9 protein-coding genes and 1 tRNA gene are annotated in these 16,431 nt (G+C 36.1%); 9 read left to right on the top strand and 1 reads right to left on the bottom strand.

The window, feature by feature from the left end:
- Window positions 1-99 precede the first annotated feature (99 nt).
- Both acs and pyrF read left to right on the top strand, forming a co-directional pair.
- On the top strand, window positions 100-2,052 hold the full coding sequence (acs, locus tag FM071_RS07050; protein ID WP_193110161.1) for an acetate--CoA ligase: 1,953 nt from the start codon (window positions 100-102) through the stop codon (window positions 2,050-2,052).
- A gap of 56 nt (window positions 2,053-2,108) precedes the next feature.
- A complete protein-coding gene (gene pyrF / locus FM071_RS07045) occupies window positions 2,109-2,792 on the top strand; it encodes an orotidine-5'-phosphate decarboxylase (RefSeq protein ID WP_193110159.1) in 684 nt (227 codons plus the stop codon).
- Here the strand turns inward: pyrF and FM071_RS07040 are convergent.
- Window positions 2,789-3,424, bottom strand: coding sequence for a transglutaminase-like cysteine peptidase (locus FM071_RS07040; protein WP_226960513.1), 636 nt, complete (start codon window positions 3,422-3,424; stop codon window positions 2,789-2,791). The two genes, pyrF and FM071_RS07040, sit on opposite strands and share 4 nt — an antisense overlap.
- Window positions 3,425-3,506: 82 nt before the next feature.
- Between FM071_RS07040 and FM071_RS07035 the strand changes: the two genes are divergently transcribed.
- The 7 genes from FM071_RS07035 to FM071_RS07005 all read left to right on the top strand — a co-directional run bounded on the left by FM071_RS07035 (window position 3,507) and on the right by FM071_RS07005 (window position 16,423).
- A tRNA-Ser gene (locus FM071_RS07035) sits at window positions 3,507-3,596 on the top strand.
- 472 nt (window positions 3,597-4,068) lie between these two features.
- On the top strand, window positions 4,069-5,625 hold the full coding sequence (locus tag FM071_RS07030) for a type I restriction-modification system subunit M (protein WP_193110157.1): 1,557 nt from the start codon (window positions 4,069-4,071) through the stop codon (window positions 5,623-5,625).
- On the top strand, window positions 5,622-6,842 hold the full coding sequence (locus FM071_RS07025) for a restriction endonuclease subunit S (RefSeq protein ID WP_193110156.1): 1,221 nt from the start codon (window positions 5,622-5,624) through the stop codon (window positions 6,840-6,842). Before FM071_RS07030 ends, FM071_RS07025 begins: the two co-directional genes overlap by 4 nt.
- Window positions 6,843-6,844: 2 nt before the next feature.
- Window positions 6,845-7,060 (top strand): hypothetical protein, encoded by a 216-nt coding sequence (locus FM071_RS07020; RefSeq protein WP_193110154.1) that lies wholly within the window; start codon window positions 6,845-6,847, stop codon window positions 7,058-7,060.
- Window positions 7,061-7,079: 19 nt separating this feature from the next.
- Window positions 7,080-10,073 (top strand): type I restriction endonuclease subunit R, encoded by a 2,994-nt coding sequence (locus tag FM071_RS07015; protein ID WP_193110152.1) that lies wholly within the window; start codon window positions 7,080-7,082, stop codon window positions 10,071-10,073.
- Window positions 10,070-10,768, top strand: a complete 699-nt coding sequence (locus FM071_RS07010) for a M48 family metallopeptidase (RefSeq protein WP_193110150.1) — start codon at window positions 10,070-10,072, stop codon at window positions 10,766-10,768. The genes FM071_RS07015 and FM071_RS07010 overlap by 4 nt, the downstream gene beginning before the upstream one ends.
- Before the next feature lie 297 nt (window positions 10,769-11,065).
- Entirely contained in the window at window positions 11,066-16,423 is a 5,358-nt protein-coding gene (locus FM071_RS07005) for an Ig-like domain-containing protein (RefSeq protein ID WP_193110149.1), read from the top strand.
- Window positions 16,424-16,431: the final 8 nt, after the last annotated feature.

The following is a 16,431-nucleotide window of genomic DNA, read 5'->3' as shown; positions in this document are numbered from 1 at the left end:
AAAATTAACTTTAAATATAAATCAAAATCTATCTTCAAGGAAAGATAAATTTTTCCAAGATATAATTTTCGATAACTAATTAAACATAAAGGCGGATAGATGTCAAAATCAGTATTTAAACCAAATAAAGAGTTTGCTAAAACAGCCAGAATTAAAAATATGTGTGAGTATCAGGCGCTTCAAGAAGAAGCAATGGAAGACTATGAAGGTTTCTGGGGGCGTTACGCTAAAGAGAAACTGGATTGGATAGAGCCATTTAATGAAGTTATGGATGAGTCTAATTTTCCATTTGTAAAATGGTTCAAAGATGGAAAGTTAAATGTTGCCGAGCAATGTATTGACCGTCATCTTAAAACTCGCAAGAACAAAGCAGCGATCATCTTTGAAGGAGATCGTGGAGATAAGCAGATCATTACCTATCTTGAACTTTACTATAATGTGAACAGGTTTGCAAACTTGCTGAAAAAAGAGTTTGGTGTCAAAAAAGGTGACAGAGTTGTTATTTATATGCCTATGATTCCTGAAGCTGCGTATGCGATGCTTGCGTGTGCGAGAATAGGTGCTATTCACTCTATCGTCTTTGGTGGATTCTCTGCTGAAGCGCTGCGTGATCGTATTGAAGATGCTGATGCAAAAGTGGTAATTACGGCAGATGGTGCGTATAGAAAAGATAAGCCGTATATGTTGAAACCAGTCGTAGATCAAGCACTTGAAGGCGGCAGTCCTGTAAATAAAGTACTCGTTGTTGAGCGAAATGATGAAGATATTACATGGGTCGCAGGACGTGACTACTCATATAATGAGCTTATAAAATCTCAAGAGGTTCATTGTGAGCCGGAAGTTATGGATAGTGAAGACCCACTTTTCTTACTTTATACTTCAGGTTCGACAGGGAAACCAAAAGGTGTGCAACACAATTCTGCAGGATATATCTTATGGGCACAAATGACTATGGAATGGGTATTTGATGTCAAAGAAAATGATACTTACTGGTGTACGGCAGATGTCGGCTGGATTACAGGGCATACGTATATAGTTTACGGTCCGCTTGCAATGGGTGCGACAACTGTGATATTTGAAGGTGTCCCTACGTATCCCGATGCCGGTCGTCCTTGGAAAATGGTAGAAGAGTATAAAATCAACCAGTTCTATACAGCACCTACTGCTATCCGTGTACTTCATAAAATGGGTGAAGATGAGCCTGCAAAATATGACCTTAGCAGCTTGAAAGTTCTTGGTACTGTTGGTGAGCCGATCGATCCGCCGGCATGGAAATGGTACTATGAAGAGGTTGGCAGCTCAAAATGTGCTATCGTCGATACATACTGGCAGACAGAGACCGGTGGACATATTGTTTCTCCACTTCCTGGGGCTACTCCGATCAAACCTGCATGTGCAACACTTCCTTTACCGGGAATCATGGGTGAGATATTGGATCCTGTAACAGGTGAGAGAGTCGAAACGGGTGAGACTGGATATATGTGTGTGACACGTCCTTGGCCGTCAATGATCCGTGGTGTCTGGGGTGATGAAGAGCGTTTTGTTAAGTCATACTTTGGTGATGTGAAAAAAAACGGAAAGCCTATTTACTTTACTGGTGACGGTGCTGTTTATGACGAAGACGGATACATTACAATTACAGGCCGTACAGATGATGTTATCAATGTAAGCGGACACAGAATGGGTACTGCTGAAATTGAAGCGGCGATTAAAAAACATCCTAATGTCGCTGAAGTTGCCGTTGTCGGTAAACCTCATGAACTTAAAGGTGAGGGAATTTTTGCTTATGTAGTTCTAAAATCTGATGATGGTGTAGCCGATGAGGTTGAAGAGGTAAAAGCCATTAATAATGTCATTAAAAAAGAGATAGGGAATATCGCTTTATGTGATGATATCGTCTTTGCCCCTGGTCTGCCAAAAACGCGTTCAGGAAAGATTATGCGTCGTATCCTCCGTTCTATTGCAAAAGGTGAGGCAATTACACAGGATATCTCAACACTCGAAGATCCATCTATTGTTGAAAAAATAGAAAATATGGTGAAGTCCAAATAAAGAGTAAATCAAAACTAAAATGCTATAATTCCATAAATTAACACTAAAGAGTTATTATGGAATTATGCGTTGCCCTTGACCTTCCTTCCCAAGAAGAAAATCTAGCACTTATTGAAAAAATCAAAGATCATGACATTTGGCTCAAAGTAGGGCTTCGTTCTTATATTCGTGATGGTGAAGCATTTTTAAAAGCTATTAAGCAGATAAACCCTGACTTTAAAATATTTTTAGATCTGAAACTCTATGATATTCCAAACACGATGGCGGATGCCGCCGAGTCAATTATGGGACTTGGTGTAGATATGTTCAATGTTCACGCAAGTGCGGGACGACGTGCTATGCATACGGTAATGCAGCGCCTTGAAAAATATGAAAACCGTCCAATTGTTTTAGCTGTAACTGCATTGACGTCTTTTAGTGAAGATGAATTTAAAGCGGTCTATAATGCCGACATTGGCAGTAAAGCAGATCAGTTTGCAATAGATGCCGAGGAGAGTGGGCTTGATGGTGTTGTCTGTTCCGCTTTTGAATCGCTTTCTATTAAAAAAATCACTGATGAAAACTTTATGACGCTTACACCAGGAATTCGTCCTTTTGGTGAAGATGCAGGGGATCAAAAACGTGTAGCAGATGTCGCGTTTGCAAAAGAGCAGAAAGTAAACTTTATTGTCGTCGGCCGTCCTATTTATCAGTCAGAGAATCCATCTGCTGTTGTCGCAAAAATTTTAGAACAGCTCTAAAGATTCTTTAGAACTCTTTTTTGTAAATCTTCAAACTCTTTATATTTGTCTGCTATTTTGATTAATGATCCATTTCGCTCCATTTTGTAAACACCTGCAGTGTTTATAAATAGTTCTGCTTGTAGGTCGCTTCTCTGTTTCAGCGGTAAAATTTTAAAGCTGAGGTTATCAAGTATGAGAGGCGAGCTGCCCAATTGTTTAAAATAGCTTAAAACCATATGATAGCCGCCATGAAATTTTTCTTTGACAATGGTAAGGTAGAGATGCCTTTTATCATAACCAAGGTGAAGCAGCGAATAGTATTTTATAATGACATAATCTTCACAGTCTCCATACCCAATCGTTAAAAACTCTTTGGGTGTTGCCCAGTAATCCTCTTTATGTTTTGTAACGGCATCATATTGCGGCAGCAGTGAATTGAGATAAAGATTGAGCTGCGTGAGCTGTTTACTTTTTGGTAAAATAGCCAGTTTTTGCATGGTTTGTTGATAATCTAAGATTCTATTTTTTGATATTGGATTACTACAACAGATAGTGTTAAGTTCATTTGTGGAAAAAGCAGGATATTCATCTGCATTTATAACAACTGTTTTGAATAGCATCAAGACAATCAGTACTATTTTACTTCTCATTCATATATTATACTCTAAAAAGCAAAACAAGAAATTTAAGCTAGATATTATGAAAAACGTACTATTATTACGCTCTTCAAAAGGACGAGTGGGTGAGTGGCTGAAACCACATCCCTGCTAAGGATGCGTATGGGTAACTGTACCGAGAGTTCGAATCTCTCCTCGTCCACCATTTCTTCAATTTTTTTCATTTAATTTTAAAATATTACTGTAAATAATATCTAAAATCTCTCTATCAATTGCCCTGACGTACTTCTCAGTAATTTGCATTTGTCCCTTTTTGTCCCTAAGTACACTAATTTTACTAGCCTATTTTAGGCACTTTTTGACGTTTAAGTTTTCAGGGTGCCATAATTTTGGTGCCATAATACATAAAATAATTCTTAAGATCAAAAAATATATATTTGAAAAACTTATAGTTAAATCCTTCTAAAAGTAAAGTATAATTACCCATTTTACATAGTTATATTTGTCTCCAATATGGCACCCTGAAAATATTACCTTGTTAAAATTCCTATTATAGGGGTTACACTTGCACTGTACTGCGGGAAAGTGTCTCTGCTCTTATTTGTAGATTTTGTGTATTTTTGAAGTTTTAATCATAAAAGTTGTATAATCTATTAGATTAGAATAATGGGATATATATGGCACACAAATTAAATTTAGAAACTTTAGAATCTTGGTTGTGGGATTCAGCAAATATTATGCGTGGGCATATTGATAGCTCCGATTTTAAAAACTATATTTTTGGACTTTTATTTTTAAAGCGCGCTAGTGATCAGTTCTTTGAAGAAGCAAAAATTGCAGCTGACGAAGAAGGTATCTCTCTTGAAGAGGCTATAGAGGACGAAGATTTTCATAGATTTTATGTTCCTGAAGTTGCATGGTGGGGCAATATCACCAAAAAGACTGAGAATATTGGTCAAGCGATAGATCAAGCCTTTAGTGCTATTGAAGAACATAATTCTGCACTTGAAGGTGTTATGACTACTGTTCACTTTGGAGACAGTGAAAAACTTCCCGATACCCTACTCTCACGACTCTTAAATCATTTCAATAAACACTCTCTTGCTAATGCTGACTTGGAAAACCCTGATATACTTGGAAATGCTTATGAATATCTCATTAGAGAATTTGCAGACGCTGGCGGTAAGAAAGGTGGTGAATTCTATACACCTAAAGAGGTTGTGCAGCTTTTAGTGCAACTCATTAAACCTGAAGCTGGCAACAGCATTTACGATCCTACATGTGGGTCTGGTGGTATGCTTATAGAATCTGCAAAATACATTGCGGCTCACGGTGGTATGGTTGGTGAGTTTGTTGACTGTACTTTAAAAGGTCAAGAGAAAAATCTTGGAACTTGGGCGATTTGTAAGATCAATATGATTGTTCATAACTTTAAGGACAGTGATATTCGTAAAGGTGATACACTTGGGAGTCCGAAACACATTGTGAATGGTGAACTAGAGACTTTTGACAGAGTGATAGCAAATCCGCCTTTTTCGTTGTCAAACTGGTGGGAAGCTGCTGAGAGTGATTTGAAAACTGACGCAAAAGGTAAAACCATTACGCCTAAGTATAACCAAGTGGTAAGTGACGAGTATGGTCGTTTTAAATACGGCATACCACCACGAAGTTATGGTGACTTAGCATTTTTACAGCACATGGTAAGTGTTTTAAAACAAAACGGAAAAATGGGAATAGTTTTACCTCATGGTGTACTCTTCCGTGGAGGAGCTGAAGGAAAAATACGTGAGGGGTTATTAAATGACGATCTCATTGAAGCTATTATCGGTTTACCTGAAAAACTTTTTTATAACACCGGTATACCTGCAAGTATAATAATCATAAACAAATCAAAGCCTGAACATTTAAAAAAGAAAGTCATATTCATAGACGCTTCAAATGAATATAAAGAAGGTAAAAATCAAAACTCTTTAACTCCTGAGAATATCGAAAAAGTAGTAAGCTCTTATGACGCTCTTGAAGAAGTTGAAAAATATATGAGAGTAGTAGATCTTGAAGAGATAGAAGAAAATGACTACAATCTTAATATTGCCCGTTATATAGATACAAGTGAAGAGGAAGAGATTGTTGATATAAAAGAGGTTCTTGGTCGAATCAGTGAGATAGAGACAAAAGAAAAAGATATAGACAGTAAATTAAATGGCTTTTTAAAAGAATTGGGGTTTGTATCGTGAGTAAGTTACCTGACGATTGGAAAATTGTTAATTTAGAAGAAGTGATCACTAAAATGCGTTCAGGGGGAACACCAAAATCTACTAACGAAGAATATTACAAAGGTAATATTCCTTTTGTTAAGATTGACGACATTACTTCTAGTAATAAATTTTTAATAGAAACCAAAACAAAAATCTCTGAAGAAGCCTTAAACGATTCAAGTGCATGGTTGGTTCCGGAAGGAGTAATTTTATATTCTATGTATGCTTCCCTTGGATTTGTAGCAATCAACAAACTTCCTGTAGCAACTAATCAAGCAATTATGAGTATTATTCCAGATACAAGTAAAATTGATATGGAATATTTATATCAATTTTTATTAGATATAAAAAATAAGATTGATAAATTTGTAGATCAAACAACACAAAAAAATTTAAATGCTCAAAAGGTAAGAAAATTTAAAATTCCTCTTCCACCCCTCCAAGAACAAAAGAAAATAGCTGAAATTCTTAGCACAGTAGATCAAAAAATCGCTTTTGTTGATAATCAGATAGAAGAGACTGAGCTTCTCAAAAAAGGTTTAATGCAAAAGCTTTTAACTGAAGGTATTGGGCATACTGAGTTTAAAGATAGTGAAATTGGTAGGATTCCTAAAAGTTGGGATATAGATATTTTAGAAGAACTTACAACTAAAATTGGGGACGGGTTGCATGGGACACCAAAATATGTTGAAAATTCAGAGTATTATTTTATTAATGGAAATAATCTTAATAGTAAAATTATTGAAATTACAGATAATACTAAATGTATAAGTAAAGAAGAATATTTAAAAAATAAAAAAGTATTAAATGAGACTACCGTATTACTATCTATTAATGGAACAATAGGAAGTCTTGCTTATTTTAATAATGAAAAAGTAATGCTTGGAAAAAGTATTGCATATATGAATGTCAATGATAGAATATTGAAACAGTTTTTGTTTTATACTTTAAAGTCAAGTACAATTTTACGTTATTTCTTATTGGAACTTACGGGAACTACTATTAGAAACTTATCATTAAAAACACTTAGAAATACAAAGATACCTCTTCCTCCTCTTGAAGAACAAAAACAAATAGCCGAAATACTGTCTACAGCAGACGAAAAACTCGAAAACCTAAAAGTAAAAAAAGAATCTTTTGAAGAATTAAAAAAAGGTTTAATGCAAAAATTGCTTACTGGTGAGGTGAGGGTGTAAGAATGGGAAATGGGAAAGTTATTCATGGTAATCCTACTGTAATTAGAAATCTTGGAAAGCTAAAACCTGTACTTAGCAAGGAAGTAAAAAAACTACTACAAAACAATCCAGATAAAAAGCTCATTAGACAATCATTTATATGGCTTCATTATGAAAAAGTAACTATAAAAGAATATGAATATGTTCTGAAAAAAATTAAGCAAAATAAAAAAAGTTAATTACAATAAGAGAGGAATTATGAGCCAAAACACCCCAGAATATCTACAAAGTGAACTACCAGCAATTGAACTGTTTCAAAAATTAGGCTACGAATATTTTGACGGCTCAAAAGAAGATCCAAGAAGTTCTATTAATGAAGTTATACTTGAAGATAGACTAAGAAATTCACTTACAAAGATAAACCCATGGCTCAAGGGAAACTCTTTAGAAAAAACTATTCGTAGAATCACAAATATTCAGGCTTCAACACTTATGGAAGCAAATCAGGCTTTGTATGAACTCATTACAAAAAAAGACTCTATTACTGAAAAACCAACTCCTGACGCTCACCCCGAACCTGTTTTTATCATAGACTATGACAATCTTGAAAATAATGACTTTCTCGTTGTAAATCAAATGAAGTATCACGGACACGGAAATAATTCTATTCCTGATATAGTGGTTTATATAAACGGCTTACCTTTAGCAGTTATCGAAGCAAAATCTCCAAAGGTGCCAATCACTGACGCTATAAATGATTTACAATATTATCAAAACAATTCACCCAAACTTTTCAACTACAATCAAATATGTGTAGGTATAAACAAAGGTAAAGCCCTGTATGGAACCATAGGAGCTTCATTCGATCACTACTCAAAATTCAAGGCTGATTCTACGAAAGAGATAAGTGCTTTAGTAGACAGAGTGCCAACAGCTCAGGATATACTTATATACTCACTCTTTCAAAAAAGTGTATTGCTCGATATTGTAAGAAACTTCACAATCTTTGAAGTAGATCAAGGAAGAACCATTAAAAAACTACCTCGTTATCAACAGCTACGAGCGGTTAATAAAATTCTTGATAAGTTAAAAAATGAAAATCAAGGTGGTGTTGTTTGGCATACTACGGGAAGTGGTAAATCTATCTCTATGGTATATCTTGCTATTAAACTCCGTCGTGAAGAAGCAGGATTTGATAATCCTACAATATTGGTAGTAACAGATAGAATTGATTTAGACAATCAAATAAGCTCAACTTTCAGACGTGCAGGATTTCCAAATACCAAACAAGCAGCAAGTATCTCACACCTCAAAGAAGAGCTGCGAGATAGTTACGGTAAAACACTTATGACTACAATTCATAAGTTTCAAGAGAGAGCCGAAGAGCGAATAGATCCAAAAGATATAGAAGTGTTGAGTGATAAAGAAAATATCTTTGTTCTTGTTGACGAAGCCCATAGAACGCAAGGCGGCATGACAGCAGCATATATGAGAGCTAGCTTACCTCATGCGAAGTTTATTGCATTTACTGGTACACCGATAGACAAAGAGAGTAAATCAACACTGAGAGAGTTTTATGGTGGTGATTATATTGACAAATATACTATAAAGCAGTCTGTAGAGGACGGCAATACTTTAGCAATTAGGTATCAAACTGGTATGCCTGAGTATTTCATAGAAAAAGATCTTATGAATGAAGTCTTTAAAGCCTCTTTTGGTCATGAGAGTGAAGAGAAACAAGCAAAACTCAAAAGTAAGGCTGCTTCACTAGATACATTTTTACTTGCCAGACGAAGAGTTGAAGAGATATCAAAAAATATCATTACTCATTACAGAGAGAAGATATACCCTAATGGTTTTAAAGCAATGCTTGTATGTCATAATCGAGCACAAGCCATTGCATACCAAAAGGCTTTTTTACAACTCAAAGAACAAGGTTTAAACAGCTTTGAGTCTAAAGTGATCATGAGTTTTAACCATAAGAAAGATCCACAGGAATATAGAGACCTAGCAACTCCAGAAGATAAGATTAAAGAGACTATTGAAAACTTCAAGCTTCCATTTGGCAACGAATCAGATAAGTCACTTGGTGGCAAACGACAATATGACAATACAGCGATTTTAATTGTAAGTGATATGCTGCTTACTGGTTATGACGCTCCAATAGTGCAATGTATGTATATTGACAAGCTTTTAAAAGAGCATAATCTTCTTCAAGCAATTTCACGGGTAAATAGAACAGCACCAGGCAAGGAATATGGTCTAATCGTAGATTATGCAGGTATTACTGAACATTTGGCTGAGGCTATTAAAATATTTAGTGGTGATTTGGAAGTCAATGACGTTATGACGAATATTGAGCAGGAAAAAACTATTTTAGAAAATAGACATGCCAAAATGGTAGCTTTCTTTAGAAGTATAAAAATAGATCGCATGAAGGATAGAGATAAATATGTGGACGCTTGTGTTTTATATTTAGAGCCTGAAGATTTAAGAGATAAATTTATTGACCTGGTAAAATTTTTTAACAAGTCTATGGATATAGTGCTGCCTGATCCATTTGCCGTTGCTTATGAATATGATTTGAAACTTTTTAATGATATTAAGCTTGAAGCTGTGAATACATATACACCTGATAAGCTGCATATTACTAGAGAAGAGAGTAAGAAGATACAAATGATCATAGACGAGCATTTAAGAGCTTCTGGCGTAGAGTATCTACTTGACGAAGCTATTGATATAACTGACTCTAAAAAGTTTGAAGAAGAGCTTGCAGGAAAAAGCGGTAAAACGAAAGAGCTTGTAATTAAAAATCGTATTAAAAAAACGATTCAAGCCAATAAAAAAGAGAATCCGGAGTTTTATGAAGATATTGCTAAAAGACTGGAACGGTTAATAAAAGATAGAGAAGAAGAGCGAATAGATCAAGCACAGCTGCTTTTAGAATTTAACAAAATAATGGAAGATATAAGGAATGCTAAAGAAGAATGGAAGCGTTTAGGTTTGCGTTCGCCTGAACAATTTCCAGTCTATAAAAGCTTAGAAAAAGTTGTTGCAGATCCGAAAGATTTCACCATAGCACTCTTTGATAAAATTGGTGTATATCTTACAAAAGAAGACTGGAAAGAGTTTGACGATATTAAAAAAGAGATTCGTAAGAATATTAAATCTCTTTTGAGAAGTGCCAATATTGATAAAGAGCAATTAAAAACTCTTCCAATAACTATTTTAGATATTTTAGAGAATCAATGAAAATACAATACGGTACACAGACAATTCATTGTATAGTGCAAAGAAATGCAAGGATTAAGAATACATATATTACTGTTGAAAGAGATCAAAAGGTTCTTGTAAAAGTGCCTAAAGATATGCCTGACAATAAAATACAAGTGTTAGTTAAATCCAAAGCAAAATGGATTATGAAAAAGATTAAAGAGGTTGGAAGATCAGTTGATTATGGTGATATAGTTACAGGGTCACGACTTTTTTATCTTGGAAAAAGTTATTATGTTGAGATTTTAAAAGAAGAATCTCGTAAAGATATAAGAGTTGTTTTTAATCATTCAAAATTTAAAATTTATACACCGCCTGAAGTCGATCAAATAGAATTGAATCAAGCTATTGATAGATTTTATAAAATAAAAGCAGAAAAAAAAGTTTTAAAGCTTCTTAGAGCACATAGTAATCGAATGAAACTATATCCAGAATATGTAGGATTTAGAAAAAGTGCAAAAAGGTGGGGAAGTTGCTCAGAACGAAATAGAATAACTTTTAATACCGAGATTATTAAATTACCTTCTGAATTGATTGAATATATTGTACTGCATGAAATGGTACATATTGTGTACAAAAATCATTCTAAAGCATTTTGGAAGTTAGTAAGAGCTTATATGTATGACTATGAAAAAATAGAAGAAAAACTTACAGAATTTGAACGAAAATTATAAGAAAATATGGTGCCACGGGTGCCATTTTGGTGCCAAATATTTTACAAAAATTGACGAAATCGGTTTAAGGTTCAGTTTTTTTTAAGAATTCTAGCCCCTATATTAGGGATTTTGACGTTTTTTGTTCAAAAAATAGGGGTGTTAGGAGGATTCGAATCTCTCCTCGTCCACCACTTGAAGATTTTTATTTCCCCTAAAAACTTATACACTTCCATTCTATCTTGTACTTGAGTACAATATTTTCTTTTTTAAAAATCTAGTAATATTACTCTATAATAAAAATTTTAGGAGTAAGTTATGGCTCAGATTATCGCATCGGTTTCAAGTGTTAATGGTGTTTTTTATGTGAAGCATCCTGATGGTTCACAAGTACAATTGCATGAGGGTGATAAAATTTATGAGGGTGATATTGTTATAGGTGAAGCTTCAAATAATCCTATGAATAATATCATTATTTCTATGCAAGACGGCAGTGAAATGATTATGCTAGCCGATGAGGAACAGCTTTTTGATGCTTCTTTAACACAGGAAGCATTTTCAGCTGATGAAACTGTTACTGACATAAGTGCTGTAACTGCCTTAGCAGAAATGGAATCTGGAGAAGATAATACTACTGATGATATTGTGCAGCCTGATGATATGGAGACAGCAGCAGGGGATGATTCCGGTTCTGCCTCTTCTGATTCAAGTTATACTCCTGACTTTCAAGAAATAAATACAGACTTTCTCGATCAAGATATTACAACAAAATTAAGAGATATAGATACAGTATCCAATGCAAATGAACAGCCTGATCAGGTACAAAGAGTAGTTATTCCTGCAACTGAAGAGTCTTCTGCAATAGAAAATACAACTCCTGAAATCATTAACAGCAGTGATATAATAGTAAATGAAGATAATTTAGAAGGTTTCCGTGGTTTCGGTGCAACATGGGCAGGTGATGTTTATTCTATTATTACACAGGCAGAGATGCTCAACCACTTAAACATTCATGACAGTGACAGTTCCCATTTTACAGTAGCATTGGCGCATACTGACGGTGGTAATAATTATTTTAAAGCTCCGAGCGCTACAGATGCAGTTTTTAGTAATCCTACAACGAATCATTATGATGAGACGGTTGTTCAGGTTACACAGGAATTTTTAGATCTGTATCCACAAATTGATGCACAGGTTGGTGACTTTTACTTTGATAATGTCGAATTTGATAAGCTAGGCGAGGGTGATATTGCAAATATTACTTTTGCTGTTGAAGTTTCTGATGGAGAGCATGTAAGTGAACCAAAAACTGTGGAAATAAGAGTGATCGGTTCAAATGACGCTCCTACAATAGATATAGTAGATATTACAGCAACTGAAGATATAGCTCAGGTAATCGCAAATGCTTCAGATATTGATGGAACAATAGATACAAGTTCCATGTCTGCAGAACATGGTAGATTGACACTGCAAGACAATGGCGACATTTTATATACTCCAGATCATAACTTTAATGGTACTGATAATATTTCCATATCTATTACCGATAATTCTGGAGCGACAACTACGCAAAACTTTACAGTCAATGTTGCAAGTGTCAATGACGTACCAACGCTTACAGTTTCACCAGTAGAATCCATAGTAGAAGATAGTGTGAGTGCGGGAACTATAATAGCCACAACAGCAGTTGATGATGTTGAAGGTGATACTACGTTATTAGAGATAAGTGATACTGAGCATTATATGATTAATGATAATGGTGATATCGCATTGACGGCTAAAGGTGCTGCCGTTGTTAATGTGGGTCAAGATTTGCCGGATTATAGTGTAACAGTGCATGAAGTAACAGATACTACTGCGAGTTCAGTAACCCTAAGCGATACAAATACATCAAACATTACAATAGCTGATTCACCAACGCTGAACTTAAACGGTAAAGAAAATTTTGAACTCTCCTTAGCAGTTACGCCAGATGGCATGCAGGGAAATTATGACATCATTTTCAATAAAGAAAGTACAGTAGAATTGGCCTTTACAAATGATGGACATCTGCAGTTTGCAATGAGAACAACTGACGAAGGTTGGGTATGGCATAAAACAGATGTTGAATATAATGCGGATGCTCTTAATAACATTACGTTCAAATATGACGGAGAACATGTCACAATAACCAATACAGGTGAAGACGGTGTAACGGATACATATGTACAAAATTATACAGGTTCTATCATAGATTACGGTAATGATTTGATGATTGGTAACCGTCCTTATGGGAACGGAAAATATTCAATGGATGGAGATGTCGATAATATTGCCGTCACTATAGATGGGAAAGAGGCATTGCATTTGGATTTTCAAGGGCAAAATCCATTGGCAGATAGTTCTGGTAACGGTAATGATGCTGTTCTTGGTGCGGGTGTGGAAATCCATAGAACATTTGAAGGTGAGGGTGTAAGTGTTGATGTTATGCCTGTAGCGACAACAGATGTTAATGATGCACCAATTGCAGTTGATGAGATTGCTAATAATTCCATTACTCTAAGCGATACAAATACATCAAACATTACAATAGCTGATTCACCAACGCTGAACTTAAACGGTAAAGAAAATTTTGAACTCTCCTTAGCAGTTACGCCAGATGGCATGCAGGGAAATTATGACATCATTTTCAATAAAGAAAGTACAGTAGAATTGGCCTTTACAAATGATGGACATCTGCAGTTTGCAATGAGAACAACTGACGAAGGTTGGGTATGGCATAAAACAGATGTTGAATATAATGCGGATGCTCTTAATAACATTACGTTCAAATATGACGGAGAACATGTCACAATAACCAATACAGGTGAAGACGGTGTAACGGATACATATGTACAAAATTATACAGGTTCTATCATAGATTACGGTAATGATTTGATGATTGGTAACCGTCCTTATGGGAACGGAAAATATTCAATGGATGGAGATGTCGATAATATTGCCGTCACTATAGATGGGAAAGAGGCATTGCATTTGGATTTTCAAGGGCAAAATCCATTGGCAGATAGTTCTGGTAACGGTAATGATGCTGTTCTTGGTGCGAGTGCAGTGCTTCATGAAGGTGAAGGTATTGTGACCGATGAAGATCACTCAGTAACTATTGATGCTCTTGCCAATGACACGGATGAAGAGGGTGATGCTTTAAGTATTACAGAGATTCAAGGCCAGGATGTAAGTGCAGGACAAACTGTAAATATAATGTCTACAGATGGAAGTGATATGCTTCTTGGCACCGCTGCTGTTGTCTCTGGAAAAATAAACTTTACTCCAAGTGAAACGCTCCAGCAGATGAATAAAGGTGAAAATCAGGATGTGACTTTTAACTATACTGTAAGTGATGGAAAGGGCGGAGAAGATACGGCAAATATTACTGTGAATGTTACAGGGTCTGATGATGCAGTTGTTCAAAATAATTATAATGTTGGTGATGGAAATAGATGGCATAATACAACAAATGATTTGTCCGGTGAAGATTTAACAGGATATACAAATGTTGTTGGTAATGTTTCAAACGATACAATCATAGGAAACGAAGCAGTACATAACTATGACGGCGGAAGCGGAAATGATAATATCACAGGAACAAGTGGTGATGATACTATTGTCGGTGGAGCAGGCTGGGATACACTCAAAGGTGGAGCCGGCGATGATACATTCAGAGTAAATGGAACTAATAACGGTCAAGATACAATCATCGGCGGTGAAGGTAATGATACAATTTTAGGTGGTGACGCCGATGATACAATCGGACTTAAAAACTTCGAAGCAGGTGCAGTTGAAAACATAGATGGCGGCGCAGGAACGAATACTATCCAGGTAGGTGATGGAAATAGATGGCACAATACATCATCAGACTTCAGCGAGACAAATATCAGCAATGTAGATGCAATCAAAGGAACAGCTTCAAACGATACAATCATAGGAAACGAAGCAGTACATAACTATGACGGCGGAAGCGGAAATGATAATATCACAGGAACAAGTGGTGATGATACTATTGTCGGTGGAGCAGGCTGGGATACACTCAAAGGTGGAGCCGGCGATGATACATTCAGAGTAAATGGAACTAATAACGGTCAAGATACAATCATCGGCGGTGAAGGTAATGATACAATTTTAGGTGGTGACGCCGATGATACAATCGGACTTAAAAACTTCGAAGCAGGTGCAGTTGAAAACATAGATGGCGGCGCAGGAACGAATACTATCCAGGTAGGTGATGGAAATAGATGGCACAATACATCATCAGACTTCAGCGAGACAAATATCAGCAATGTAGATGCAATCAAAGGAACAGCTTCAAACGATACAATCATAGGAAACGAAGCAGTACATAACTATGACGGCGGAAGCGGAAATGATAATATCACAGGAACAAGTGGTGATGATACTATTGTCGGTGGAGCAGGCTGGGATACACTCAAAGGTGGAGCCGGCGATGATACATTCAGAGTAAATGGAACTAATAACGGTCAAGATACAATCATCGGCGGTGAAGGTAATGATACAATTTTAGGTGGTGACGCCGATGATACAATCGGACTTAAAAACTTCGAAGCAGGTGCAGTTGAAAACATAGATGGCGGCGCAGGAACGAATACTATCCAGGTAGGTGATGGAAATAGATGGCACAATACATCATCAGACTTCAGCGAGACAAATATCAGCAATGTAGATGCAATCAAAGGAACAGCTTCAAACGATACAATCATAGGAAACGAAGCAGTACATAACTATGACGGCGGAAGCGGAAATGATAATATCACAGGAACAAGTGGTGATGATACTATTGTCGGTGGAGCAGGCTGGGATACACTCAAAGGTGGAGCCGGCGATGATACATTCAGAGTAAATGGAACTAATAACGGTCAAGATACAATCATCGGCGGTGAAGGTAATGATACAATTTTAGGTGGTGACGCCGATGATACAATCGGACTTAAAAACTTCGAAGCAGGTGCAGTTGAAAACATAGATGGCGGCGCAGGAACGAATACTATCCAGGTAGGTGATGGAAATAGATGGCACAATACATCATCAGACTTCAGCGAGACAAATATCAGCAATGTAGATGCAATCAAAGGAACAGCTTCAAACGATACAATCATAGGAAACGAAGCAGTACATAACTATGACGGCGGAAGCGGAAATGATAATATCACAGGAACAAGTGGTGATGACACTATTGTCGGTGGAGCAGGCTCAGACAGAATAAATGCCGGTGCAGGCGATGATACTATAGTCTTAGATATACATGATGCAATGATAAACGGTGGAGAAGGTTTGGATACCTTGATTGCTAGTAAAGATATGAGTATAGATTTGAGTGCACTTAGTGATAGTATTTCCAATATAGAAACAATTAATCTAGATGAAGGAAGTCAAAACATCACTTCATTACATGTTGAAGATGTTTTGGATATGACTGATAGTGATAATATTTTGCGTATTGATGGAACAGAGGAAGATTCTGTTGCTTTAAATACGAAAGGCGATGACGCTGAATGGAAATTAGGTGATTTTCAGACTACTGATGAAACAACAGGTGAGACATATGATGTCTATGAACATCAAAATGATGATGGTTCAATGGTAACAATAGAAATTGATACTCATATACAGGTAGATGAAAGCTAATAGAACGA

Origin of the sequence: Sulfurimonas paralvinellae (genome assembly GCF_014905135.1) — a bacterium.
Classification (GTDB): domain Bacteria; phylum Campylobacterota; class Campylobacteria; order Campylobacterales; family Sulfurimonadaceae; genus Sulfurimonas; species Sulfurimonas paralvinellae.
Note: the sequence above shows the minus strand (reverse complement) of the source record. Positions and strands in the feature narration are given on the sequence as shown.

Bases quoted from the DNA above. Each gene is read 5' to 3' on its own strand.
- acs (WP_193110161.1), top strand. From the start codon at position 100: ATGTCAAAATCAGTATTTAAACCAAATAAAGAGTTTGCTAAAACAGCC.
- pyrF (WP_193110159.1), top strand. From the start codon at position 2,109: ATGGAATTATGCGTTGCCCTTGACCTTCCTTCCCAAGAAGAAAATCTA.
- FM071_RS07040 (WP_226960513.1), bottom strand. From the start codon at position 3,424: ATGAGAAGTAAAATAGTACTGATTGTCTTGATGCTATTCAAAACAGTT.
- FM071_RS07030 (WP_193110157.1), top strand. From the start codon at position 4,069: ATGGCACACAAATTAAATTTAGAAACTTTAGAATCTTGGTTGTGGGAT.
- FM071_RS07020 (WP_193110154.1), top strand. From the start codon at position 6,845: ATGGGAAATGGGAAAGTTATTCATGGTAATCCTACTGTAATTAGAAAT.
- FM071_RS07015 (WP_193110152.1), top strand. From the start codon at position 7,080: ATGAGCCAAAACACCCCAGAATATCTACAAAGTGAACTACCAGCAATT.
- FM071_RS07010 (WP_193110150.1), top strand. From the start codon at position 10,070: ATGAAAATACAATACGGTACACAGACAATTCATTGTATAGTGCAAAGA.
- FM071_RS07005 (WP_193110149.1), top strand. From the start codon at position 11,066: ATGGCTCAGATTATCGCATCGGTTTCAAGTGTTAATGGTGTTTTTTAT.